Origin of the sequence: Laspinema olomoucense D3b, from assembly GCF_025370785.1 — a bacterium.
Classification (GTDB): domain Bacteria; phylum Cyanobacteriota; class Cyanobacteriia; order Cyanobacteriales; family Laspinemataceae; genus Laspinema; species Laspinema olomoucense.
In genome coordinates, this window is the sequence record NZ_JAMXFA010000010.1 from 126597 (window position 1) to 152617 (window position 26021).

17 protein-coding genes are annotated in these 26021 nt (G+C 45.4%); 7 read left to right on the top strand and 10 right to left on the bottom strand.

Annotated features, from left to right (window positions below):
* Window positions 1-83: 83 nt before the first annotated feature.
* Window positions 84-716, bottom strand: coding sequence for a hypothetical protein (locus NG792_RS09805; RefSeq protein ID WP_261196880.1), 633 nt, complete (start codon window positions 714-716; stop codon window positions 84-86).
* Between the two features lie 175 nt (window positions 717-891).
* Between NG792_RS09805 and NG792_RS09810 the strand changes: the two genes are divergently transcribed.
* Window positions 892-1794 carry a WD40 repeat domain-containing protein gene (locus NG792_RS09810; protein WP_261196881.1) on the top strand — a complete coding sequence of 301 codons (903 nt, stop codon included), beginning with the start codon at window positions 892-894 and terminating at the stop codon, window positions 1792-1794.
* 183 nt (window positions 1795-1977) lie between these two features.
* Here NG792_RS09810 and NG792_RS09815 read toward each other — a convergent pair whose 3' ends face one another.
* On the bottom strand, window positions 1978-4464 hold the full coding sequence (locus tag NG792_RS09815) for an ATP-dependent Clp protease ATP-binding subunit (protein WP_261235329.1): 2487 nt from the start codon (window positions 4462-4464) through the stop codon (window positions 1978-1980).
* 515 nt (window positions 4465-4979) lie between these two features.
* Between NG792_RS09815 and NG792_RS09820 the strand changes: the two genes are divergently transcribed.
* The 6 genes from NG792_RS09820 (at window position 4980) to NG792_RS09845 (ending at window position 12685) form a co-directional block, all read left to right on the top strand.
* Window positions 4980-5192 (top strand): hypothetical protein, encoded by a 213-nt coding sequence (locus NG792_RS09820; RefSeq protein ID WP_261235330.1) that lies wholly within the window; start codon window positions 4980-4982, stop codon window positions 5190-5192.
* A 948-nt stretch (window positions 5193-6140) separates the two neighbouring features.
* Window positions 6141-7736 carry a hypothetical protein gene (locus tag NG792_RS09825; RefSeq protein WP_261235331.1) on the top strand — a complete coding sequence of 532 codons (1596 nt, stop codon included), beginning with the start codon at window positions 6141-6143 and terminating at the stop codon, window positions 7734-7736.
* A 118-nt stretch (window positions 7737-7854) separates the two neighbouring features.
* The gene (locus NG792_RS09830; RefSeq protein ID WP_261235332.1) at window positions 7855-9075 is read left to right on the top strand and encodes a DUF790 family protein; all 1221 of its coding nucleotides are present in this window, start codon (window positions 7855-7857) and stop codon (window positions 9073-9075) included.
* Window positions 9076-9331: 256 nt separating this feature from the next.
* Window positions 9332-9970 carry a GNAT family N-acetyltransferase gene (locus tag NG792_RS09835; protein WP_261235333.1) on the top strand — a complete coding sequence of 213 codons (639 nt, stop codon included), beginning with the start codon at window positions 9332-9334 and terminating at the stop codon, window positions 9968-9970.
* Window positions 9971-10094: 124 nt separating this feature from the next.
* On the top strand, window positions 10095-11975 hold the full coding sequence (uvrC, locus tag NG792_RS09840; protein ID WP_261235334.1) for an excinuclease ABC subunit UvrC: 1881 nt from the start codon (window positions 10095-10097) through the stop codon (window positions 11973-11975).
* Complete coding sequence (locus tag NG792_RS09845; protein WP_261235335.1) at window positions 11972-12685, top strand: DUF8692 domain-containing protein; 714 nt, start codon at window positions 11972-11974, stop codon at window positions 12683-12685. The genes uvrC and NG792_RS09845 overlap by 4 nt, the downstream gene beginning before the upstream one ends.
* 463 nt (window positions 12686-13148) lie before the next feature.
* Here the strand turns inward: NG792_RS09845 and NG792_RS09850 are convergent, their stop codons facing one another.
* From NG792_RS09850 to NG792_RS09885, 8 genes are all read right to left on the bottom strand, one after another.
* Window positions 13149-13634, bottom strand: a complete 486-nt coding sequence (locus NG792_RS09850; protein WP_261235336.1) for a Panacea domain-containing protein — start codon at window positions 13632-13634, stop codon at window positions 13149-13151.
* Between the two features lie 93 nt (window positions 13635-13727).
* Window positions 13728-14285 carry a Uma2 family endonuclease gene (locus NG792_RS09855; protein WP_261235337.1) on the bottom strand — a complete coding sequence of 186 codons (558 nt, stop codon included), beginning with the start codon at window positions 14283-14285 and terminating at the stop codon, window positions 13728-13730.
* A gap of 126 nt (window positions 14286-14411) precedes the next feature.
* Window positions 14412-18131, bottom strand: a complete 3720-nt coding sequence (locus NG792_RS09860; RefSeq protein WP_261235338.1) for a helicase-related protein — start codon at window positions 18129-18131, stop codon at window positions 14412-14414.
* A 154-nt stretch (window positions 18132-18285) separates the two neighbouring features.
* Complete coding sequence (locus NG792_RS09865; RefSeq protein WP_261196901.1) at window positions 18286-18879, bottom strand: hypothetical protein; 594 nt, start codon at window positions 18877-18879, stop codon at window positions 18286-18288.
* Entirely contained in the window at window positions 18879-19352 is a 474-nt protein-coding gene (locus tag NG792_RS09870; protein WP_261196903.1) for a hypothetical protein, read from the bottom strand. The genes NG792_RS09865 and NG792_RS09870 overlap by 1 nt, the downstream gene beginning before the upstream one ends.
* A gap of 295 nt (window positions 19353-19647) precedes the next feature.
* Window positions 19648-22665, bottom strand: a complete 3018-nt coding sequence (locus NG792_RS09875; RefSeq protein ID WP_261235339.1) for a hypothetical protein — start codon at window positions 22663-22665, stop codon at window positions 19648-19650.
* Between the two features lie 83 nt (window positions 22666-22748).
* Window positions 22749-24776 carry a TolC family protein gene (locus NG792_RS09880; protein ID WP_261235340.1) on the bottom strand — a complete coding sequence of 676 codons (2028 nt, stop codon included), beginning with the start codon at window positions 24774-24776 and terminating at the stop codon, window positions 22749-22751.
* Window positions 24777-24807: 31 nt separating this feature from the next.
* Window positions 24808-25986, bottom strand: a complete 1179-nt coding sequence (locus tag NG792_RS09885; protein WP_261196908.1) for an ABC transporter permease — start codon at window positions 25984-25986, stop codon at window positions 24808-24810.
* Between the last annotated feature and the right edge of the window lie 35 nt (window positions 25987-26021).

Consider the following 26021-nt stretch of genomic DNA (forward strand, 5'->3'; position numbering starts at 1 on the left):
AGATGGGGAGGATGGGGGTTTGTAGTAACGACTTCAGTCGTTCTCCCCTGTTTGTAGTAACGACTTCAGTCGTTTCTTCCGCTTCAACCTTCACCTTTTCCCTGGAGAACCTGTTGCAACCAATGCGGATAGGCAAAGGATGCCGCAGGGGTTAGGGGAAATTCCCGGGGATAGGAGGCGCTGAGGACCGTTGCGGTTGCTTTGAGGGTGTGAATCAGGGTATCTGGGGGGCCATACGCTTCTAAGGCGAGACTCCACCAGGGTTGATGCGCGATCGCCAGTTGAGTTAGTTCTAAACTGCACCCTTGGGAACCCTGGCGATCGCCCCCCATAGGTTCAATGGTGGTATCTTGGACCTGATAGAACCGTTGCGATCGCCGTTTGCGGACCCTCACCCAGGTTCCCTTAGTTTCCGCATCCTCTGGCATTGCAGCAGTCAACTCCTCACAAGCACACTTTTGCCAAGTTTCCAGATTCCCCGATAAGCAATCTCCAAACTGGACCTCCCCCCCCTCTGCTTGCCGCCATTTGATTTCTAGGCGGTCTTGTCGCCATTTAATATTAAGATAATCACAGTCTGGAGTGAACAGATATAAATCATCTCGGGTTTCTGGTTGCACTGGCCCTTGTTGAGGACATTCAGTTTCAAACCAATGGGCGATCGCCTCCGGTAGAACACAGGGATAAAACCAACGCAATTCACTTGTTAACCCCATACAACCTCCCCTGTATGATGTGGCTATTATAAACAATTTTTGGTCTATATTGAGCAATTTTAATAAGCCTTTACCCCAAGGGCAGGAAAATGAAACCTTAACCCTTTATAATCATAGATACCCCTGAACTTCTTCTGTGGAACTTCGGCGGACTCCAAAACGGGCTGATTTTTGTATGTTTTTTTCTCCCACCCTTTCTAGTGCGATCGCCGCTGCCTGTTCCGATACAACGGTTAGACTCTGGCAACTCAATGGCAGTGTAGATACGATTCTCAACGGCCATAGTGACAGCGTTCTGAGTGTGGCATTTAGTCCCGATGGTAAACTCATTGCCACCGCCAGTGCAGATAAAACGGTCAAGCTGTGGCGGCGAGATGGAACATTTTTAACCACCCTCAAAGGACATAATGCGGAAGTGTTTGGAGTTGATTTTAACGCGAAAGGGAATCGGATTGCCACTGCTAGTGCAGATAAAACTTTAAAGTTTTGGAAACGAGATGGCACATTGATTTCCTCCATTAAACGACAATCTTCTGGGCTATTTGATATCAATTTTATGCCCCAAGGTAATTTAGTGGCATCGGGTTTGGCTGATGGCACAGTCAAGTTATGGCAGTTTAATGGGATTTGTCTAAGAACTTTAGAAGGTCATGAAAATAGTGTTTATAGGGTTAATTTTAGTGCTGATGGGAATCAATTAGTCTCGGGAAGTGGCGATGGGACGGTAAAATTGTGGGTGAGAGATATTTCCTGGGGTCGTCATGGCAAAGTTCGCACCTTAACGGGTCATCAAAATGCGGTATTAGATGTCTGTTTTAGTCCTGATGGCGAGTTAATTGCCTCAGCAAGTGCGGATAAAACGGTAAGAATTTGGCGCAGTGTGGATGGCGCTTTATTGGTGACCTTACGGGAACATGATAATATTGTTTATAGTGTCAGTTTTAGTCCCAATGGGAAGATTTTAGCCTCGGCGAGTGAAGATAATACCGTGCGTTTTTGGAATTTGCGGAGTCAGGTGAGTAAAATATTTAAGGAGTATCCGGGGTCGGTTTATCGGATTAAGTTTAGTCCGCGATAAGAAGGAATTGGAGGGGTTGGCTATTTTATCTGGATTAGGATAACTTTTGGACTTTTATCCCGTTAAGTTTGGGGCGATCGCCATCATCCCCAGCCTCGCTCATTGTATCAGAAAAGGCGGAGGATTTCTCCCCCGCCTTGTGATGATTTAGAGGGAATTTATCCCCCTATCAATCTCACTCGTTTACCGAGTGCTAGGCGAGACTAACGATCGCCCTTCTACACGATGTACCACCACTTCCCCGGCTTCATCGAGGTCAATCAGTGCCGAATCCCCTTCATCTAGCCTTCCGGATAACATCGCTTCGGCTAAATGATCTTCCAACAAGCGCATAATGGCGCGGCGTAATGGTCGTGCACCGTAGCTGGGATTATACCCTTCTTCCACGACCCGCTGTTTGAAGCGATCGCTGATTTCTAGGGTAATCTGTTTCTCAACCAGGCGTTTTAACAAGTCCCGCAGCAGGATTTCTGCAATTTCTGTGACTTCATCCTTGGTCAACTGATGGAAGACAATAATCTCATCCAAACGGTTGAGAAACTCAGGACGGAAGTAATTCTTCAGTTCTTCATTCACCAAGCTGCGAATTCGGTCATAGTGAGCTTCGGCGCGGTTATCGGCAAACTCAAATCCGAGTCCACCGCCACCTTTTTCAATGACGCGAGACCCGATATTTGAGGTCATAATCAGCAGGGTATTCTTGAAGTCTACCACCCGACCTTTAGAATCGGTCAGCCGTCCATCTTCCAAGACTTGCAGCAACAGGTTAAACACATCCGGGTGTGCTTTCTCGATTTCGTCCAGGAGAATCACCGTATAAGGACGACGGCGCACTGCTTCTGTGAGTTGTCCCCCTTCGTCATACCCGACGAATCCCGGAGGGGAACCGATCAGTTTGGAGACGGTATGACGTTCCATGTATTCGGACATATCCAGGCGAATCATGGCGTCTTCTGATCCGAAGAAGTAAGCAGCTAAGGCTTTCGTGAGTTCCGTTTTACCCACGCCTGTCGGACCCGAGAAGATAAAGCTGGCGATCGGACGGTTGGGATTTTTTAAGCCAACTCGCGCACGACGAATGGCACGGGAAACGGCTTTAACCGCTTCTTCTTGACCGATTAACCGTTGATGCAGGGTTTCTTCCATTAGCATCAGTTTCTCGGACTCGGATTCCGTGAGTTTGCTCACGGGGACGCTAGTCCAGAATGCCACAATTTGGGCGATATCTTCCCCGGTAACGACGAGATTTTTAGTATTTTGGACGTCCGCGTGCTCGTTTTTGATGCGTTGATCCAGTTCTTCCTCTAAGGTTAATTCGCGATCGCGCAATTTGGAGGCTTTCTCAAACTCCTGAGCACGGACTGCTGCTTCTTTCTCTAACGTCACTTCCGTGAGTTGTTGTTTCAGTTCTCGCAGTACCGAGGGAGTTTTGCCATTCCGCAGACGCACTCGGGAACCCGCTTCATCAATCAAATCGATCGCCTTATCCGGTAAAAAGCGATCGGTAATATATCGTTCCGATAATTCCGCAGCAGCAACCAGCGCTTCATCAGAAATTGTCAATTTGTGATGTTCTTCATAACGAACTCGGACCCCCTGCAAAATCTCAATTGTCTCTTGGATTGTCGGTTCGCCAATGGTGACAGGTTGGAAGCGCCGTTCTAACGCTGCATCCCGTTCGATATGTTTGCGATACTCATCTAAGGTTGTCGCACCAATGCACTGAAACTCTCCCCGCGCCAATGCCGGTTTGAGCAGATTCGCTGCATCCATCCCACCTTCCACAGAACCTGCACCGACAAGAGTATGGATTTCATCAATCACCAGGATGATATTCCCTGCTTGACGCACTTCCTCCATAATCATTTTGATGCGTTCCTCAAAATCTCCTCGGAAGCGGGTTCCAGCCAAGATTGACCCCATATCCAGGGTAAACACTCGTTTATCTTTGAGGGTTTCCGGAACATCCTGATTAGCGATGCGTTGTGCCAATCCTTCCGCCAGCGCAGTTTTACCCACACCCGGTTCCCCGACTAAGACGGGATTATTTTTGGTGCGACGTCCCAAAATTTGGATAATCCGCTCGATTTCTTTTGTCCGTCCCACCACGGGATCCAGAGTCCCTTCCATCGCTTTTTCGGTCAGGTTGACCCCAAATTCGCTGAGTTGCAGGGCTTTTTGGGACCCAGGACCGCGACCCCGTTCGCCACCAAAAACGGCACCGGCGGGTGCAGGATTTTCCCCGACTCGTTTAATGACTTCTGCACGAACTCGTTCCAGGCTGACGCCGAGGTTTTCTAAAATTTTAAAAGCAACTCCTTCCCGGCTTTGGGTTAAGGCAAGCAGGAGGTGCTCTGTGGCGATGTATTGTTGTCCCAGTTGGCTGGCTTCGCGCAGGGACATTTCTAAAATGCTTTTACCGCGAGGGGTGAAGGGGATTTCCACCGGGACGAAGCCGCTGCCTCTGCCGATGATTTTTTCCACTTCTACCCGCGCTTTATTCAGGGTGACGCCTTCTGCTTTGAGGACCTGTGCGGCAATGCCAGTTCCTTCGGCAATTAATCCTAAGAGTAACTGCTCGGTGCCAACGAAGTTATGACCGAGGCGGCGAGCTTCCTGCTGCGCCAGCATAATTGCTTTTATGGACTTTTCTGTGAAATACTCAAACATGAGGATTTTTCCTGACTGTAAAGTTTTATGTAGTTCTGTCTTCTAAGGTATCTCAATTGGGGTACTGCGGGAGTGCAGACATCCGTAATCGGTCAGGAGTAGTAGCCGTCTGAGTGCCGATCGGCTCACCGGGGAGGGAGCATCGGTGGAGGGTTGATGGGGATGACGGTTCCTGAAAGAGGCCGCAGAGGCTCCTAGAGCTTAGGTTTACTCGATTCCCGAATCCGTGGTCAAGCAAGCTTCAAGGGTGAATACTACTGAGTTAGAACTATTCGGTTCAATGGGTTCAGTTCAAGTTTAAATGCTCCAGGGTATCTGTGCTAGGAAGTAAGCTAAGGTTTCTTGATATTGAACGATCTATTTAGATTTTAACAAACAAGGGAGTCCCGGTGAAGGGGGGAAACTGCGGCGATCGCGATCGCACCACCCCATCCACCTACATCACTGGCGAACTGTTTTGTAGGATACATACTTAAAGTCATGGCTTCACCGAGGTTGACTAGGAGCGTAAACCGATGATTTCTGACATTATTAAGCAAGTATTACAAACAGGTTATTTAAGTGTTACAACCGAACACAAACTCCGTCTGATGTTTGAAAACTGTTCGACTTTAGAAGAATTGGATGCCTTAAGCGAGTTACAAGCGGCTATTTTATCAGGTCAGGTGACCCGAGATTTGTGTGTAACCGCTTATAAGGGTGGGTCTGTCTGCGTAGAGTCATTGTAACCTGCCCACACCGATACAGAGTGGGGGGTTACCTGCACAAAACTATCCCAATCCGAGCTAAATTTTCCTCAATCTTTCTCTTCGTTCCCAGACAGACCCTAGGGATGCGCTATAGGAGGTTCTGCCTCCTCCTCCCTTACAAGGGTAGGTTGTTTACGGGGTAATTTTTCTCAAGTTTTGGGGCTTATTCCCCTCCTTTGGAGGGGTGCCCCGGAGGGGCGGGGTGGTAAATTCTAGCTAGTGAGCAGGTATTGATCTATGCTTCTTTACTCAAAAGTATCTGTCTGTTTCAAATCAAGAAACCACCCCGTCCCTTCGGGACACCCCTCCACAGGAGGGGAATTCCACCCCGTCCCTTCGGGACACCCCTCCACAGGAGGGGAATTCCACCCCGTCCCTTCAAGAAACCACCCCGTCCCTTCGGGACACCCCTCCCTTGGAGGGGAATATGCCTGTATCCTCCGCCAGATAAAGCGATTGAACAAGGCAAAAAATAATTGGGTTCGGAGAATGACACAGCCCTACCAAGACACAGGGGAGGGGACCGGAAGTCCTCTTACTTTTAGGGAAATTACGATGAACGTAAAAAATATACCCTTATAAGCCTCCTCCTCCCCCCTCCACCACTGGATCATAGGCTCACCTCCCCAAAAATCGCCAAAAATTTTTCCAACCCAGCTTGAAGACTGTGCATAATTTTTCCACACCTCTCCTAGTAACTGATTAGAGAGCGATCGGACATCGGCGGTAGTCCCTGTCTACCCATGAGACAGCCTGCTGCACCGACGCACCGGAGAACCCTGAATTGGGGTTTTTAAGGGGCGATCGCACCTCAAGAGGAGCCAGAGGTCCAAACCCGCATCTGTCTTATCCCCAGGGAAAGCACCGATGCCGACCTCACCTCCTCAGAACCCTCTAATTGTTCAACACTTTGACCAGAGGTCAATTATGGCAGTCAACTTAGCCGATTTAAACTTTTATCGCGCAGTCAACCCCGATTTAGGCGGTTTAAACGACCCTCAAGCCTTCCAACATTTGCTCAACAATGGACTCAACGAAGGACGAGTTTTTTCCCCCTACATCGACCTCAATTTGTATCGCGCCGTCAATACAGACTTAGCCGCAGCCGGATTAACCAGCAACCGGCAATTGTACGACCATTTACAAAATGCCGGAGTAGCAGAAGGACGGAGTTTTTCCCCCGTTTTTAATGCCAATTTCTACCGCGCCGCCAATCCAGATTTAGCCGCTGCCGGACTGAATAACGAGCAACTTTTGGACCATTTTCGAGCCTCCGGCATCAACGAAGGACGAGCCTCCGCACCGAATTTTTCCGTGAGTTTTTATCTTGCCGCCAACCCCGATTTACGAGCAGCCGGTTTCAACTTCCAACAGGCACTCCAACACTATGTATTTGCCGGAATGCGCGAAGGACGAACTGCTGCACCAGGCGGTCCCGTTGCGCCGCCACCCCCGCCACCACCACCCGCAGCAGTAGCACCAGGCACTACTCCCGAAACAGCAGGAAATCTAGGCATTCTGACTGGAACACGGACTTTCAATGACTTTGTAGGCAATTCTGATCTCAATGATTACTACCGCTTCACCCTTGACCAAGTTAAGGATTTCGATCTAGTTGTAGGAGGAATGACTCAAAATGCAAACATTGCGCTATATATTGGAGAGCAAAAAGTAGATGGTTCGGTTGGTTTGGGTAAATTGATAGGTGGTTCTACACGTTCTGGTACAGAGGAAGAATCGATTAGCCGTAGCTTAGGTGCAGGGACTTATTTTGTTCGAGTCTTTCCTTATCAAAGCTTTTACAGTAATAACAATGACACGAGATACACTTTAAGATTGACCGCTACCCCCAGTGGCATCGGAGATATAGCGGGTAATACTCCGCGTGATGCCTTTAACATGGGGGTGTTGAATGGAACCCAAATTTTCACTGACTTTGTAGGGAATGTCGATCTAGATGATTACTACCGCTTCACCCTTGATCAAGTCCAGGATTTTAATCTAGTCCTAGGAGGGAGGACTCAAGATGCACCTGTTCAGTTATATTTTGGAGAGCAAAAAGTAGATGGTTCGTTTGGTTTGGGTCAATTGATAGATGGTTCTGCAAGATTTGGTGAGCCAGACTCGATTAGCCGTACCTTAGGTGCCGGGACTTATTTTGTTCGAGTCTATCCTCGTGGGGGCTTTTCCGGTGGTCATACTTCTGACACAAAATACACTTTAAGACTAAGTACGGGTGGTGGCAATACACCGCAAAATTCCAGAACAATGGAATTGAGTGAAACCGCAATTTCCCCAGTTGACAACGACCCACTTATCAATAACAGCACTTTCACCAATGCCAATGAGTCAGCCATTCAAACTTTCACAGCAAATGGGAGTGATTTGACTGGTGGATTGGGGAATGCCACGGCTAATTTACTCGTCAATGAATCCTTTACCGGAGGGAAAGACTTCACCAGCCTGTTAGCAACTAACCCGGTGGAAACTCCTGATTTTAGTCAAGGGTTGGCTTTAATTTAGGGTTGTCATTAATCTAACTGAACTGGAGGGAGAATTGAAAAATTGACCCTCCATCAGGATTGAGAGTCGGCGAGATTGGGGTAAAATAATATGAGCTAATCCTCACCCCCTGACGCCGATGTTACCGAGTGACTTGCTGAGTCATCGCATGAATGGAGAGACGATTGTTCCCAAGCGATTGGAGATTAACCCCAAAAACTTGGCGATCGCCTCTCAATTGATTACCTGTTTCCAAGAAGCAGTTGGCTGTCCCCAAAGTGAACTCGATCGCCAACTTCATGAGATGGAAGGAGATGGCACTGACTACCGCATCAAACGGGGACTCGCTCATATTTTAAAAGGGAGTTTAAGCACCTTTGAGGTCATTTCTCCCCTGGAACCCATTGAATTGCGTCAGCGCGTTTTTACAGCAGCAGCAGAAACAGTTCCCAGTAAAGAAGGAACTCAACTCACCCTAGAAAAACTCGCAACTCAATTAAGTCAAGAATTAGAACGGGAGGTTCTCCCCCTGCACATTCAATCCGGATTATATGCGGATTTAAACGAGAATAAAATCCTCACTGAATTTGATGCACCCAACCCAGAATTATTACTCCATCGTTACAACGTCTCCCAAGTGCAAGGGGTATTTTATCGCGCCACTCATTTATTAATCAACGCCCATCGCAATGACCCTGGGGAATATAAACTGTTATTCAAGTATTTGAAATTATTTCAATTAATGGCTTATATAGAAGGAGATGCCGACTGCGGATTTACCATTACCATTGATGGTCCAACCAGCTTATTTAAACCCAGTACCCGCTATGGATTAGCCATTGCCAAACTCTTACCTGCATTACTGCACGTCACCAAATGGAGTTTGGACGCCACCCTGCAAAGTCGCGACCCCTACACCGGCGACTGGAAAACTGGACGATTTACCCTAGATTCAGACTGTGGATTAGTTAGTCATTATCCTCCCGGTAAGCCTTATGATAGTATGTTAGAAGCCTCATTTGTCAGTCGTTGGGATTCCACTAAAACGGAATGGAAGTTAGAGCGCGAGGTAGATTTAATTCCCATTCCCGGCAGCGTGATGATTCCCGATTTTCGCCTGGTTCATCCCGATGGCAGAACGTTTTTATTAGAAATAGTCGGTTATTGGCGTCCGGAGTATTTGCAAAAGAAATTTGCTCAGGTGAGGAAGTCTCAACGGAATGATTTGATTTTAGCGATTTCCGAACGGTTGAATTTAGAAAAAGCCGGGATTAATTTAAAGGAAGTGACAGTTCCGATGGTGTGGTTTAAGGATAAATTGCAGCCGAAACAGGTGTTAGAGGTGTTGGAATCAGAGTGATGAAAATGTTGAAAAAACCCCGCACCCTAAAGGGTGGGGCTATACGGACAAAGCCCGCACTTCGACCCTTCGACTAGCTCAGGGCAGGCTGGACTCAGCACAGGCCTGCGCGGGCTGATTTATTGTTAGAATAAGTGATAAAATTCTACTGAATCCGGATTTTAAAGCCTGTTTTCTGTTTAGCCTGCGGAGGCAGGCTTTGTCCGTGTAGCCCCACCCTTTAGGGTGTGGGTTTTTGTTTCTAACCCCAAAAACTATGCTAGAGATTGTCCAACTAACTAATATCAATCATCCCGACTTTCAAGGTGCTTTACAAATCTACCTTGATTCTTTTCCTGCTTGTGAAAGGCAACCTCTTGAAATCCTGGAAACCCGATTATCAAATCAGCTTTATCAATGGTTTGTTGCTAAAGCGGATAACCAAGTCGTAGGAATTGCTTTACTTTACCCCCTGAAACCGACGAATTTTATCCTGCTGGACTATCTGGGGACCGATAAAAAATATCGCAGTCGAGGGATTGGTCGAATGTTGATGTCCCATCTCATTAATCTGGTAAAAAGTCAGGAACATAACTTATTGATTGAGGTGGAAAATCCCCAGTTTTGCGAAGATTCAGAACAAGCAGAACGCCGGATTAAATTTTACCAAAATAATGGAGCAAAAGTTCTGCGATCGGTTCGATATCTTCTGCCGCCTTTATCAGGAGATGTGCCGACGGAGATGTTATTAATGATGGTTCCCGCAGAATTGGGGGGTCAATTGCCAGGAAGTCTGGTTCAACAACTGATTGAACAAGTTTATCAGGAGATGTATGATCGCCCTTCGGAAGATGCACTTTTGCAGTCCTTTATTGAAGAAGTTCCGGATGTTGTCCAATTCGTGCATCTCTCCTAGGGATTAAAAGTTAGGAGGGGAAATCCCTACCCCCTTCTATTCGGTGAGTTTCCCCATCCCGGGATACCTTTGCTAAAATAGAAAATCCAGGATGAATTCATCCCTATTTTATGCCTAAACTCTTATGGAAACCACCCAACCTTTAACCCTGATTCAGGATTCAGAACGACTGGAAAATCGACTCAAGGAAATTCCCCCAGTTCCCGGGGTCTATTTGATGCGCGATCGCGATGATCGTATTCTCTATATTGGCAAGTCCAAAAAGCTGCGATCGCGAGTGCGGTCTTATTTTCGCGACTCCCAAAGTTTGAGTCAGCGGATTGAACGAATGGTGCAGCAAGTGGCGGATATTGAATTCATCGTCACGGATACAGAAGCAGAAGCATTAGCATTAGAAGCAAATCTGGTTAAGCAGCATCAACCCTATTTTAATGTTCTCCTGAAAGATGATAAAAAATACCCCTATCTTTGCATTACTTGGTCGGAAACTTATCCGCGTATTTTTATTACCCGCAAGCGCAAGGCCGGAAGTGCTAAAGACCGCTATTATGGTCCTTATGTGGATGCGGGACTATTGCGGAGTACATTGCATCTAGTCAAGCAGATTTTCCCCTTGCGTCAGCGTCCGCAACCCCTATTTAAAGACCGACCTTGTTTGAATTATGATATCGGTCGATGTCCAGGGGTTTGTCAAGGATTAATTGATGCGGAAGACTATCGCAAAACCGTGCAAAAGGTGGCGATGATATTTCAAGGTCGGACCGAAGAATTACTGGATATTTTAAAGCAGCAAATGGAGGCGGCAGCGGAGGAGTTGAACTTTGAACAAGCGGGAAGACTTCGCGATCGCATTCAGGGGTTGCAGTCGCTTCATGCCGGTCAAAAAGTCTCCCTGCCAGATGATCGCCTGTCCCAAGATGCGATCGCACTTTCCAGCAATGGCGATCGCGCTTGTATCCAACTCTTCCAAGTTCGCGCCGGACAATTAGTCGGACGTTTGGGATTTGTGGCAGAAGCGCAAACTGCCGAACCTGGTGCGATTTTACAACGGGTGTTAGAGGAACATTACCGCAATGTAGACTCAGTGGAAATTCCCGCCGAAATTTTAGTGCAGCATGAATTACCCGAGGCGGAAATCTTGGGGGATTGGTTAAGCGATCGCAAAGGTCGCAAAGTCTCCATTCTCACACCTCAACGGCAAACCAAGGCGGAATTAATCGAGATGGTTGCCAAAAATGCCGACTATGAAATGGCGCGGATGCAAAAATTCAGCGATCGCAATGCTGAAGCAATGCAGGATTTAGCGGAACTTTTAGATTTGCCAGAGTTGCCACGGCGCATCGAAGGATATGATATTTCTCACGTCCAAGGGTCCGATGCCGTTGCCTCCCGCGTCGTCTTTATTGACGGACTCCCAGCAAATCAGCATTATCGCCGCTACAAAATCCGCAATCCCGAGGTTCAGTCGGGTCACTCCGATGACTTTGCCAGTCTTGCAGAAGTCCTGGGACGCCGATTCCGCGATGCGGGTAACCAAAAACGAGAAACGGGTAAAATTGAGAATAACCCGGATTGGCCGGATTTGGTGATGATTGATGGTGGTAAAGGTCAATTGTCGGCAGTGGTGGAAGTGTTGCGGGAGATGGATTTACTGGAAGATGTGCGAGTTGTGAGTTTAGCGAAACAGCGTGAGGAAATTTTTCAACCGGGAGAGTCCTTACCTGTACCCTCGGACCCGGAACAACCGGGGGTGCAATTGTTACGCCGATTGCGAGATGAAGCACACCGATTTGCGGTAACGTTTCACCGTCAACAACGCACGGAACGAATGCGGCGATCACGTTTAGATGAAATTCCGGGGTTGGGATTTGAACGGCAAAAACAACTGTTAGCGCATTTCCATTCTCTGGATTATATTAGTATTGCCACGCCGGAACAATTGGCAGAAGTAGCGGGAATTGGTCCAAGGTTGGCACAGCAAATTTATGAGTATTTTCATCCATGAACCTGAACCCCAAATTGCTTAAACGTGCCATCCCTTATTGGATTGGGGGATTAATCTGCTTTGAAGTGGCGATCGTCATCATTTACCTTGGCGGCGTCTTCATCAAACGAGAAGTTTTTCCCCCCTTTGATATGGATGGATTCATGACGGTTCCCACCCTATTACAAGCCTCGATTCTCTTCCAAATGTCCTTAGTTTATTTGGGGATGTTTTTCTTTTCTCGAAAGTTATCGGAACGTCCTTCCCCGGCATTTTGGTTCGTGCAATCGGTGTTATTATTTTATGTGGCCTTAGATGAACTGGTCAAACTTCATCTGGGAATGGGTTCATCCAGTTGGATGCCGATTTCTGGGACAAAATACTGGATTGGAATTTATAGCTTTTTAATTGTGGCGATCGCGGTCTTCTTTTTCCGAGATTTTAAAGCACTCTGGTATGGGTCTCGCAACCTAGTCATCCTAGGGTTATCGGGATTGGTTCTGGCACTTATTGGTGCATTTGGGGTGGAGATTTTTAAACATATTGTTTTAAATCGTCTCCTCGCTAAATTCTTTTCAGAACGAGAAGTATTAAGCTGGGTAATCGAACAAGTCAGAGTCGCATTCGAGGAATTTTTTGAGATGTTTGGAGAAACCTTGATTTTATATGCTGTTTTGCTATTTGTGGCGAAGAAAATCGAGCAGAATTCTCAGGGTTTTTTAGTAAAATGAGGAAAGTTTAATTTTTTTTTAGTAAAAGGCTAAAGTTGAGGGTAAGCGGGTTTATACTCTCATTAATACTGCTCAAAATTATGAGTAAAGGTTATGGTTTGGATCGAGCCAAACAATATAAAAAATATTTTCAATAAAGAACCCATGAACTCTGCCATATTCGTTAGTAGAAAGCTGAAATAACTGGTAAGGTGTATCTACTAACTGTTCCTCATTAGGAATGCAAAAGCACTTTTCTGTCACTCTACGGTCACTCCAGTCTAGGGGATGGCATCGTAGATTGGCAGCATTCTTCACTGTAATTTCTGTGAAAGTCATCCTAGAAATATTTTTCAATCTTTCCAGCAAAACACAAAAATACTTAGCATCCTGATGGTGACATAAAAATTTGGGATGGTTAGTCTGTAAATAGGTAAAGGAAAAGCTGATTCCTTGGGGAGGATTTAGCTTGGTGGGTGAGATTTTAGATGAAGGATTCGGCGAAATTTTCGTCTTCTTCGGTTTCTTCGGCATGAGATGCGTAATAGTCTTTCATCCACTCTTTCTTAATGATATCCGTTGACGGAGCATCAAGTGGTAAATTGCCACGAGCAAGTTTCCAAGGATCTTCTTGATGAGTCATGAGTTCTAACTCGTAAGCATCGCACCAAAAGTAAACATCTGCTATTTCTTTAAGAAACTTTTCAAGGGATGGGTCGAGAGTGGGTTTCGCAACATTCTCGATAATCGGTTTCCAGCTAAAAGACTCGTATTTTTGATACAAAGTTGGCAAAACTGGACCGTGAATCCATGCTTCAAAGTCTTCCTCAAATAAAGGAGAGTCTTCAAGTGCCAAATGCCATGCCTGAGCATAGTAAACTAGCTTTTGTAGCTTCAGGTTGCTGAGAAAAGAGCCAGTTTCATTGGCTAACCAAATAAAGTAATTGGCTACTGCAAAGGGACTTACCATATTTAAGTATCAGGTTTCTTTTGAACTCCTTTTTCTATTTTACCATAAACTTTCGCTTTAGGCATAAAAATTTTTATTGAAACGGAGGCAAATCTACGGATCCATGCCGAGATAGAGTTCACCGATCGCCAACTCTAGGTTAAGACTTTTCAGAACAATGAGATCGCCTTCTCCATAGACTTCAGTTTCCCAGGTATCTGGACCCGTAAGGCGGCGGCATTCTACTCGCTGGGTTTCCTGGGAAATTAGAATGTATTCTTCTAAAGTATCAATCTTTTGATAATCGGTGAATTTCTCCCCTAAGTCAAAGGTTTGGGTACTGGAGGAGAGGACTTCGGCGATGAGTTTAGGATAGCGTTTGGCATAGCGATCGCTGCGATCTCGCGGGTCGCAAGTCCCAAAGGCATCAGGATAGTAATAAAACTCATTTTGATAATTGACTTTAACGTTCCCGGAATAAAACCGACAGTCGGGGGAGTTTCGCAAATGCGAGTTAATCAGGTAGAGAAGATTTTGAGCAATGCGATCGTGATTATCGGTTCCGCCTGCCATTGCATAGACTAAACCGCGTCGATATTCATGACGAATGGGGTTTTGGCGTTCGATTTCGAGATATTCTTCAGGATTGATGTAGTTGGGGACAGCAATCATCAATGTTGCCTCCAAAAGGTGATTGACTTTAATTCAATTATAGCACTTAGCTGAACGTTAGTAACACATTTTAAGGGTTGTAGGGTGCGATTTACACGCGCTGCCAAAATTAAAATTAATATTAAATTATTCTCCCTCCCGTGATAAAATTAAATTCAATACATTTAACTCATGAGAATTTAACAAATACTTATCAGAAAACATTTTAGCTCGCATTTGCTCTAAGCTGTAACTTCTAAACAGTAAAAAAGGAAATTCTCGGTATTTGCGACCGATGGGTAAGGTGTTGTAAGCGGGATAGAGGGAGTGGAGGTAGCGCGAGAGTAAGGTTCTAAATTCTTGGTCTTCTTCTTCCTGGGGTTCTTCTTTGAAATACTCGGCGATCGCCTCTTTGGCAATGAAGTTAAACAATGGCATTAGATAATATTGGTCGGGGTTATTGCTATATTGTTCAAACCATTGAGTCCGAGTTGCTTCCCTGCGGAGTAATTCCACTAACTCAACTGCACCCCCACGGATGGCCGATCGCAGATTCTCGGGATATTCCAAACTCTTACTAACGGCAAACATCTTGTTAATTAAGTCGTCGGTGGCATAGCGGCGAATCTGCTTTTCTAAGCGAATTTCATAACTTTCTTCTAACCTTTGATGAATCGGAACAATCAGTAAACTTCCCACCAAATGACCGGGTTCAATATTGCCAAGGTCTAAAAGTTGGTCGAGGCGGTTACAGTATTGGGGAAATTGGGTATTGAATTCTTCCCGTAAGGAAAGATAGGACTTCTGCATAGTTTCCTCGGTCCCAGTTTCATCCATTAAGATAAATTCGGCATGACTCAGAAGACCTTCCAAACTGGTAAAAATATCCCGCAAAATTCGATGACTCGGTTTCTGGCGATATTCAGTTTTGAGTTCTCGAATCAGGTGGGTGATTTGACCACTCAAGGTCATTCCAGCAGTAGAAACCGATTTACCGCCAATGGGAATAATTAGACAATCTTTTCTCCCCAAGGGTCCGGACCCGAAAATCCGCGTCATCATGGAAAGTTTCAGAATCAGCAAGATATTTAAGAGATTCAAGATGCTTTCTTGCATCGAGAGTTGCCGTTCGGTTTCGTCATCCAGGGTGGGAAATTCCGGGTCAGTGGAGGGATAGTAAACCGCGCGATCGCCTAAGTAAAAAATTAAAGATTTCTCTTCCGTATCCAGGGTTTGCCGGACTCCATTTTCCTCATATTCTCCCCTAGCGCGATAAATCACCTGAATCACTTCCATGAGATTTTGCTCAATCTGAAACCGGGGAATTTCAACTAAAATATGTTGCGCTTTGGGAAAGGATAATCCCCGACTGGCGGAGGAAGTCATAAACACGACTTTGACATCTTGTTTATAGGTCTGAATTCTGATTTTTTCAGCATCAGACAGACTGGCATGAATTTCCAGGTAATCCCTGTAGGGTTCAAATTCACCTCGACGTTTGCGAAGGGTTTCTATGAGTTCTTGCAACCGTTTTTTATCCTGAATGTAGACAAGAATTTGACGGGAATCCGGTTGGGTTAATAACTGATAAATATCTTCAGCAAGTCGAGTTTGCATCTTTTCGACTAAGGTGCGCTTTTCTGATTGAAACAGATTAGAGGTAAATTTTACGGATTCGATAAAAATTTTATAAGTAATGTTCAATTCCCTGGCGGGGTAGGAGTTGGTATTAATCGCACAAGCGCGTAAGTGCTGAAACTGGAAGGTCTCGATGGTGAGAGGGTTTGGAGACTGTTTAGCAAGGCGAAAATAGATTTTATCCGGTTCGGGAGAAGGTTGAGATAAGTGTTGGGTAATCACGTCTTTATCTACAATTGACGCATCTGCTACAATCACTTTGGTATTAAATCCATGTTCGGGGTTTGTGAGTTCATAGTCGTGCAAAAATTTACTAATGCCTTGCAAGAAGTGAACGCCGCTATCATCCCCGGTGATTTCATCAATCATAATAAATAGATGTTTGATGCGGTTCGAGATTTGGCGCATTTTGGCCGGGATGACTTCTTTATCTCGTTCGTTATAGGCACTTTTAAAGATGTGATTCAAATGTTTCAGGGTGGTGTTTCCGGGGGTGGTGACGCGCAAGGATTGGATTGAGACAGTGGCGAGGATTTGGTTGGAGAGTTGATCGGCGACTGCGGTATGAATTCCAGCACAAATACTGGAAAGCACTCCGGCAGTTTTGGTCCCGCGATCGCGAATGTGATCGGCGGCAATTTGATGTAACCGGGAGGACTGATGCTGACTCCTTGGCGATCGCAGTTCCTGATCGGCAGAAATAAAATCTACCGCTTTGGCAGTAAATGTATCTCGCCGGGAGTTGGTGTGATATCGAACTGTGGGAAATCCGCCATTTTCCTGGATCATCACGGCGTTACTGGTGAGACACCAGAGGCGATCGTCACACAGGTTGCCAGAGGATGCCGATTTAAACTTATCAATAATATCTAAATTGACTTGTTTCCGGGGACTGACATAAAGGAATAAGAATCCTTCCTCAAAGTGCGACTGTAGAAAATTGGCGATCGCTGTGGTTTTACCAATTCCCGGATTTCCGGTTAAAAACAGATAAATTTCCTGTGAAGTTAGCGCTTTTTGAATTAGTTCGGCGTGTCCATTTCGCAGGGTCAATCCCTCCGGTAAACCCAAGGGAGTTGCCAACTCGCGAGGAATAATCCCCACAGAGTTAAAAAATCCTTGAATTCGTTCTTGATGAATCACTTCGGTGATACCCGGTCCGCTTAGTTGGGGACTAGACAATTTGTCCACCAATTGTTGACCCTCAATAAAACTTTTTGCAGCACTTCGCTGAATTTGTTTGAGGACATTTTTTCGCGCTGTTTTAATTTCTTGCTGTTTCGGTTCCTTCTTATAGATTTCGGCACAAGTTGCCAACAACTGGAGATTGTCTGGACGCAGGGAGATGGTTCCGATATGGCGATCGCTATATCCCACGACATTGAAAACCAAGGAAGCGGATTCTGGCAACAGGCCATATTCCTGCAAAAATCCATAGAAACTATGCGCATAGGAACCGGCCTGAATTAACTTGGTACTTTCTTTATCCCGGCGTTTAAATGCCGTTAAATATTGCCGTAAATCTTTCGATAAATCCAAGTCTAACCCGGGACTGCTGCCTGTATCCAGGCGCAACTTAGAAAAAACACTTTTAGACCGCAAGTACCCCAACTCTCCCCTCAGCATTTGCCGCAAGACTTCCACATCATCCAAGGGAACAATATCCTCAGCAGATTGCACCGAAAATACGGATAAATCTACACATAAAATCCGGAACTCCTGACCATAGCGCAAGAACATTAAAGTATCGGACTGCAAAAACTCTCCCCCTTTCCCCTGTCCGGAATATTGGTAAATAATCCGCTGAATTTGCCGCGAATCAAGGGTTTCAAACTGGGATAAGACCTGGGTGAAATGTTCTTTAGAATCTTTGGTGGAAGTGCCAATGCTGTTATCCCCAACAAAACTGCATTGATAGTAGAGGATTTCCAGTTGCCGTTTGAGGCCATCTTCCTGGGAGTTCAGATATTCCCCAAAGAAATTCAACCCCGACAGAAACCCCTTCTGGATAAAAAAGCGACTCCATTTTTCCAAGATTTCTCGGTTCTGCGGTGCGATCGCCTCATGTTTTTCCGCGATTCGCTTGACCATTTTCGGTAATTTGAGTCCCTGCAAATCCTGGCGATACAAGTCTTTGAAATGGTGTTTAATTTTATGGTGTTTCAAATAGGCCAAAATGCCAATATTAAACCCCACTTCAAACAATCGACCTAATTCTTCTGCTATCATCTACTTGATATGACTCCTGATAGTAATCGTTATCTCATGTTTGTCTCGATCATCCACGGTGACCTAACCCCCCAACCCCCTTCCCTTGTAGGGAAGGGGGAGAAGAGGAAGAAAGAAAGAAAGGGTTTTTGAGGTTAATTCACCCAACTCATCCTCAATATCCCATTTCCACTTTTTTTGCTTCACCGTGTAACTTGCTGTACTCTAACCCGGTTAACACCTGATGTTCATCTTTTGGGTCAATTTCCAAGGCAAAAAATCGACTTTTAATTTCCCACTCAACCCAAGCGACTGGATGCTGATACAGTCCTTCAATGAAAAAATCATTTAGAGGTTCAATGAAAAAATCATTTAGAGGTTCATCGACGGAAAACACCTCCTCAATTTCTTGGGGGGTCTGATTTGGATCCGGGACAAACTGCTGAGAACCCGGCGGATCTTCATAGTATCTATTCATCTGGAGTATCGAGGTTTGGACTTCTTTAAAAATGCAAGTACATCTTTTAGGCCAAAAAATAATACTGGATTCATTACTGGGTGGATTAAGGGGATGACCTTGCAGAATCCCTAAGTTTTTAACTTGGATTAATAGGTTGGAAAATTTATAATAATAAAAAGCATGAAAATTAAAACTGTGTTCTTTTTTATGAAAATTAAACCCGAGTTTTTTTTTCGGTTCCCATTTGAAACCGAGGATATCGCATTCCGTAAAATGCAGATAATCAAAGTAATTATTTATTTTAGTCATTACACTTTCTCCAAAATTGTTGTTGTTACTGACCGGGTACGGATTACCTCTCCAGTAGTTCGCCGAAAGGTTTGATGAGTAAATCTTGCCTCAAGTTGTCCTTTTAATTGCACAACTTGCAATCCTAATTGAACCAATGCTGTATCGCCTAAATTTTTTCTGGTGGTCGGATCCGGTACTTTTCCAAAGGGGTTTCCTTTAGTGGCATTGATATAAATCCGGCCTCCTGGTTTTAATATCATTGCGGCCTGTTCTAAAAATGGAGATTGAGGACCACTAACAACAATCTCGCTAACACTACCTGGTGGGAAAATTTGACCCAAGTCCTCAACAGATGCTTTGATACCCGATTCGGCGACACAATCTACATTGATGGCATCGAGTATTTGGGACGTTGTACCCCCAAATAAATCCACGAGAAGAGGTTCTCCTAATGCGATTTTTTGACGGACTAGCCCCACACCCTGACTCACCGTTAAAGACTGATTTTCTGGTTGTATCTTTCTCCCTCCTCTCTATTGACTCTGACTCATTATATCATCATCTCAAGTCCAATTAATTCCTCATCAACGCCAGACTTTTAGTCCAGATGGATTCGGTCCCTGCCTTGGGAATGACAGCGGAGTGTGCTTGATGAGCAAATAATCGGACTTGATATGAGTCAATAACTTGAATTGTTTCAGCAAAATGTGGGACAGGGGATTGGGTTACCCCTGATGACTATTATAGTAGACCCAGAAACTTGCCGTCCCTTCAATCTATAGAAAATCACCCGCTTTGCCGCAAATCTAAGACTTTCTTAACCTCGGTCAAAAATGCTAAGGCATTAAACTCAACCCGTGGCGTCATTTGTTCAAAGATAGATAAGGCACCAATGGACTGTTCTCCAATAATTGTTTCATAAGGGTCTAACTTTAAAGTTTGCTGGGTTTTGCGGTCAAAGCGGGAGAAGTGAAAAAGGGTTAAATATTGCAAAATATCCCGTTTCAAGGGAGTGTCATAGATTAAATCTTGGCGAATGGATTGGTCATCCATGACTTGGGGATAAAAGTCTCCTAATAAGGTGGAATAGGAAATTACCCCATTATAAAAACGTTCATCCTCTCGACCCACACTGATGCCATTAAATAGGTTGAGAAAGACAACGGCCTGCTGTCGGGGGTCTTGCGCTAAACTGGTGAGTTGTTGAGTGTCTTGGACCACAAATGCCTCGACTTTAGAATCGACTAATTTGCGGACGTAATATTTATCAAAAAAGATGGGATAAATTTTCAAGTCTGGACGGTTTTGCATCAAGGCGGTGATCAGGGGAGGAGACATAAAATAGAGGTCTTCATCGCGATCGCCACGAGTGATATGCAGGGTACTGGTATAGGGTGCTTGTGCGACATAAAGGATATGCCGATATCCTTGTTGATACAGTTGGTTGACGGTATCAATTAAAATAGGCGGTTCCCGATAGAGGCGACGCAGGGAGTAGTTATCGGAAAAGGTCTGGAGTCGTTCAATTTGGATGGTATCCGGTTGCGATCGCTGGATACCGATGATTTCTCCGGTGACATTAGCAATCCGATTCTTCCGGTATTGAGGGTTCGTTGCAGCATCACTCTCGCGACTCGATACAATGGCGATCGCCAGTTTATCTAACTGCGGATGTGAGGTAGTTTCCAGCAACCGAAAGGTTTTCGGTAACACGGAGTAAAGAGACCTCAACCCATTTTCTAACCGATGTCGGTTGAAGTTTTGCAACCGAATCCCTTGGGAATTGGACCGATATTTGCTACTGAGTAAATAGGACAACCCCTTACAGAGATTTGCTAAAAATTTCTCTGTGGGTAAGGGTCGTTCATGGGTTCCCTCATGGAGGCGCAGAAACGGAATAAACAAATTTTTCGGTGCTTTTTCTAGGAGTAAATCAAAGCAAATATAAGCAAGAATCGTCCAAGTAAACCGATAAATAAAGGTCTGACTCGGAGTCAATCCTCCGGGATTTAGGCGTCTGTTATCATAATCCAACAAAATTAATTGTTGGTTTTGGAACGTTTCTCGATACTGTTGCCAACAAATCCCTTGATTCGGAGTACAAACCACCGCCAGCATCCGAAGTCCCGCAATCTGATAATTCCAGATAAATTGTTCTCGTTCAGTTTCCGGGAAATACCGGATATCTTCAATTTTGATACTCGCTTCGAGACGACAGAGTGCTTTGTTGTCCAGACCCGGTTTCTCAATGGTCACATATTTTAACTGTGCCTTGGGATTTCTTTCTATCTCGGGTTCTAAAAAATACCCCAGTAGCGCACTATTGACATCTTTCTGTAAAATCCCTTTTCTGAGGTTAATTTGTCGCGAGTAAGTCCGGGTGGGTAAAATTCGTTGTCGCTTGATAACATTTTGAAGCATCGATCGCAGTTTGTCAATTTTACTCCGGACATTACGTTGCTTCATCCCTCGGACAAACCCCGCGAAAATCCGCTGTTTTGCTACTTCATCCGACCCGGATAAAACTGGCATCACCCGTTCATCAAACCGTTGCCAAGGGTCAAAGTTGCCTTCGTGATCCGGGTTATAATCAGGTTTTCCTGGATCGCAATCTGAGGCAAACACAAAATAATAAAGAAACAGTCGCACTAATACTTTCCTGACATAGGATTCCCGGCGAATTTCATCCGCGATTGCTTCTTTATGTTCATCCTCTTCCGGGTCCAGCAGCATCAGATTATAATCGAAGACTTCTTGTCCCGCATGGGTTTGAACCGGACCACCAAATTTAAGTTTCAGTCCAAAAATAAACTGCCTTTCCCCTCCTTCTCGGTCCGTATGTTCGCCTAAATTACCCTCAACTATGGGAATAATTGGCAAACAATCGAAGACCTCCGCGCGGGATAAGGCATCTCGGTAATTAACCGTAACTCCCCCATAATTGACCTCAAAATCCCCATCTGCTTTTTGCGCATCATTGATGTAATCTTCAATTAATCGTAAGCGGCGAATTAAATCGTTTAGATAAATCATCCCCAGGGTATCGCTGGTTTCGATATGCTCAGACAAATGCTCTAAATAGATAATTTTTGCTTCTTTTTTGAGCTTTCCGAGACTTTCTGTATCCACCAATTGCTGCAAATCGTCAAAGTAGGAAAACTCATCCTGAACTAATCCGTCCAGAATTTGTAATAATTCTTGCTTAATTTCTTCGTCATGAGGAGCAAGTTTAGTGGTAATATAGTTGGCAATTCCCTGGTGGAGGTCCGAGGAAAATCGGTCTACATTTTGCACCGAAAGGGTAATTTTATGGAATTTAAGTCGAGATTCACTGCCAGGACGGTTGGTTTCTAGTCTGAGTTTTTCTTTGTGAAGGGGTGGAGAAGATTGATTAAAATTGAAGGTAAATCCGAGTTGTCCGGTTGTGCCTTGAACCTGGGTTAACTCCGGACTCATCTGGTCAACCGTCTGCGCGATCGCCTCCACCGAACCCATTGTTTCCTGGAGGTGGCGTCGTAACTGGTCTTGAATTTGCTGAATTTGACCGCTAAACTGTTCCTTAATCCGTTCCGTAAATTTCACCGAGGCCGATCGCACCCCATTAGCGGAAGTTAGGGGATTCTGAATCTGAGTATTTGTCGCCACTTCAGCGGCAATTTCATCGATTTTAATTCGCAACCGATTCCTATCCCCAGACAGTTGAAATAGATTATCACCCTGGATAGCGCGCGAAATTTGCTGTAAAAGGTAGCTGTAGTCTACAGGTTGTAACCCATCGTTACCCCCGGAAAGTTGGTTAACCACGATGCTCACTCCTCCCTGATTGTCCTGATTTTTAGTAGTCTATCACGACTGGGTAAATTAACTCGCCTTTCCTCAATCCGTTCTTACTCTTCCGGCGTTTCTACCGTCACCTGCCAGGTTTCCAAGGTAATTCCCACGGTTTTTTCCAAAAGAGTCAAAGCATTCAAATAGTTAATTTGTGCCGTTAATTCGCTATTATTCGCACTAACTACTTCTTGTTGAGCACCGATTACGTTGCGAATTTCACCGCGACCTAAGCGGAGTAATTCTCGTTCATTTTCTAAGTTTTGTTCCGCAAATTCTCTCTCTTGCAGCGCTAAATTTACTTGTTGTAGAAGTAAATTGGCATTCCGCACCTGATCACCCACTTGAATTAACAGATTATCTCGTTGCTCATCTCGGTCATTTTGAGCTTGCAACAGATTCACTCGTTGTTGCTCTAACCGACTCTCAACCCTGCGATCGCCAAAATTACGACTCAACCCAATTCCCAATCTAACATCATTTGTATCATCAGTTCTCGATTGTAAGTTACTCCCATAACTCGCAGTCAAACTCATATCCCAGCGCATTTCATCTTCCGCTAAAATTAAATTCAACTCGCCAATCTCGACCGCCAGTTCCGCATTGAGATAAATCGCACTATTTTGCAAAGCCAATTGTTTCAATTTTTCTTCATTTAACTCCGTAGACTCCACCACAATTTCTTCCCCAGGGATAAGCGGAAAATCATCAATATCCAAAATGTTAAGCAAGTTTAATCGCACCTGTTCAAAGGTATTTTGGGCGCTTAATAGCTGGATTCTTAGGTTGGCAATGTTTCTTTCATTTTGCACTAACTCATTTCTAGGTTGTCTCCCTGCTTCCACCAAGGCTCGGTTAATCTCAAAGATATCCTGAGCAATTTTTAGAGAATTTTCAGCAATCTTCACCGCTTCCTCTGCTTGTAGCAGGTCCCGATATCCGACCACTGCATTAGTAATGATATCGATTAAAGTCGAGTTCAAACTCAATTTGTTAATGCTTTCCATCAATTGAGCAATTTTAATGGGAGCGGTATTGATATCCCGTCCAAAACCCCGTAATAAAGGTTGGCTAAAACTTAAAGAAAGCCCTTGATTCACATTATTTTTATCCAGAATTTCCCCTTGATTACTACTTCGAGTAATGCCTCCCGTATTCCAGGCTGCATTAATTTCTCCCCCGGTGGGAATTCGCATAGTGACCCTTGAACCTGCGCTAATGTCAGCCGAGTTGCTGCTTGCACTTCCGACATCATTGCGGTTGAGGTTTACAGAGATTTCTGGGGTAAAAATGGGTTGAAATTTATCTAATTCAACGGCTAAACTAGCTCGGTCGGCGATACGCTGGAGATAGGCATTTTTAATCTCGCGGTTATTTTGGATCGCTAAACCCACCACCTCCACCAGGGTTACGGGAATTCCCTCAAAGCTGCGATCGCCAGGAGTCTCTTGAACCCCAGGACGAGTCTCAGGAACTGTCACCGGCACTTGCTGCAATTCCGCAGGTCGATTCTCAAATAAAGGTACTGTAGCTGGGTTTAAATCGCGATCGCCACTGGGAGGATTCGCCTCGACGGGTAACTGAGGAAGACTCTGAGATATCACTTCATTTTGCTCCCGGCGATCGCCTTGAGGCACTTCCGGTTCTCTCCCCGGCATTACTATCTGGTCAAGGGGTTCTGCCGGTGGCGGCACATCTATCGGAGGTCCATCTTTTCTCACATTACCCAATGATCCTGCCGGTTTCACTGCCGAGACTGGAGAAGGAGTGGGAAAATCCGGCGTCAATCGAGACAACAAATCCCCAACGACAGAGGGAACATTCCCTTGGGGTGGGGACGGAAGTTCTGAAGAAGTAACCGGGGTAACTGGCAACTCTGACACCGTGATTTGTTCCAAAATGGCCTTGGGAGTCACTTCCTCGGCAATCCCTCCTTCGTGAAACTTGCTCCCTGCCAACAGGGTCAAAGATGTGCCAAAAATAGCCGCCATAAAACTGACCGTCACTGTCATCCAAACAGGTCGCTGCTTCTTCATCTGAGTGGCGATCGCCATCTCCCCATGCTTTGTATCTGGATTGTTCTGCATACACCTTCATCCTTCCTACTTTGTATCAAATCTAGCGCGATCGCAATGCTTGTACTGGGTCTAACTTGCTGGCTTGCATCGCTGGCAAAAACCCAGCACCCACCCCCACCAACAGCGCCGAACCCAGCGCGAATCCTGCAGTTTTGCGCTCAAACTCATAAGGCAACTCAAAGCGATCAGCCACCACCACCGTTAACCCATGTACCGTAGCGATCGCCAATACACCCCCCAGCAGACTCAAAATCGCCGCTTCTAAAATAAACTGGAACATAATATCCCCCGCCGTCGCACCGATCGCACGCCGCAGGCCAATTTCCGGCGTCCGTTCTATCACCGCTGCGATCGTAATATTGGCAATTCCCACTCCCCCCACCAACAAGGCCACTGCTCCCACCGCCAACAACGCGCGGGAAACCATATCCAGGGTTTTTTTCTGCTCAATAATATCATCAACATTATTCCAAGTATAAACTTCTCCCTCGGGGTAGCGCTGGGTTAACAGTTGTTTGGCTTGCTCTTCCAAACGATTCATCTCTTCCATTTCCTGGGGTCGGATCAAAATCCTCCCGATATTGCGACGGCCTGTGAGTGCGGCATACAGCGACATCGGCACCAGCATTTCCCCACTCGGTTCCTCATCCTTATACTGGAGCTTTGTCTCCACCAGACCGATTACCACATACAATCGACCATTATAATAAATTCGTTTGCCAACGGGATTAATTTTTTCAAAAATTTGCTCCCGTAAGACCGCATCAATTACCGCAACCGAGCGATAGCTGGTAAAATCCGCCTCACTAAAAAATCGGCCTTGCAAAATGGACCGACCGGCAATCTCTAAATAGCCTTCAGAAACCGCATTGACGCTCGCCGTCCCTTCTTTTTGCTCAAAGATAATACTGGCCTCGTAATCTATTCCAGCGCTTGTGCCGATCGCTTGTACCCCACTCAAGCGACTTTTTAAATATCGCATATCCTCTACCCGCAGTTTACTGCCACCCCGAGACCACTGCATCGCCTGAACTTGCGGTGCTTCCCGCTTTTGGATTTCCTCAGCAATCACCGCTGTGCTAATACTTCTCACTTGCAGAGTGGCGCTCACTGCCGTCACCCCCATAAACACCCCCAACGTCGTCAAGGCCGATCGCAAGCGATTTCCCTGGAGGGAATCACAACTGATCCGGATTAAATCGAATATACTTAAACTCATACTGCTGCTCCCTTCCCTAACACTCACTTGCTCAC

Excerpts from the sequence above, each read along its gene's own strand:
- NG792_RS09805 (WP_261196880.1), bottom strand. The coding sequence starts at position 716 with ATGGGGTTAACAAGTGAATTGCGTTGGTTTTATCCCTGTGTTCTACCG.
- NG792_RS09810 (WP_261196881.1), top strand. The coding sequence starts at position 892 with ATGTTTTTTTCTCCCACCCTTTCTAGTGCGATCGCCGCTGCCTGTTCC.
- NG792_RS09815 (WP_261235329.1), bottom strand. The coding sequence starts at position 4,464 with ATGTTTGAGTATTTCACAGAAAAGTCCATAAAAGCAATTATGCTGGCG.
- NG792_RS09820 (WP_261235330.1), top strand. The coding sequence starts at position 4,980 with ATGATTTCTGACATTATTAAGCAAGTATTACAAACAGGTTATTTAAGT.
- NG792_RS09825 (WP_261235331.1), top strand. The coding sequence starts at position 6,141 with ATGGCAGTCAACTTAGCCGATTTAAACTTTTATCGCGCAGTCAACCCC.
- NG792_RS09830 (WP_261235332.1), top strand. The coding sequence starts at position 7,855 with ATGTTACCGAGTGACTTGCTGAGTCATCGCATGAATGGAGAGACGATT.
- NG792_RS09835 (WP_261235333.1), top strand. The coding sequence starts at position 9,332 with ATGCTAGAGATTGTCCAACTAACTAATATCAATCATCCCGACTTTCAA.
- uvrC (WP_261235334.1), top strand. The coding sequence starts at position 10,095 with ATGGAAACCACCCAACCTTTAACCCTGATTCAGGATTCAGAACGACTG.
- NG792_RS09845 (WP_261235335.1), top strand. The coding sequence starts at position 11,972 with ATGAACCTGAACCCCAAATTGCTTAAACGTGCCATCCCTTATTGGATT.
- NG792_RS09850 (WP_261235336.1), bottom strand. The coding sequence starts at position 13,634 with ATGGTAAGTCCCTTTGCAGTAGCCAATTACTTTATTTGGTTAGCCAAT.
- NG792_RS09855 (WP_261235337.1), bottom strand. The coding sequence starts at position 14,285 with ATGATTGCTGTCCCCAACTACATCAATCCTGAAGAATATCTCGAAATC.
- NG792_RS09860 (WP_261235338.1), bottom strand. The coding sequence starts at position 18,131 with ATGATAGCAGAAGAATTAGGTCGATTGTTTGAAGTGGGGTTTAATATT.
- NG792_RS09865 (WP_261196901.1), bottom strand. The coding sequence starts at position 18,879 with ATGACTAAAATAAATAATTACTTTGATTATCTGCATTTTACGGAATGC.
- NG792_RS09880 (WP_261235340.1), bottom strand. The coding sequence starts at position 24,776 with ATGCAGAACAATCCAGATACAAAGCATGGGGAGATGGCGATCGCCACT.
- NG792_RS09885 (WP_261196908.1), bottom strand. The coding sequence starts at position 25,986 with ATGAGTTTAAGTATATTCGATTTAATCCGGATCAGTTGTGATTCCCTC.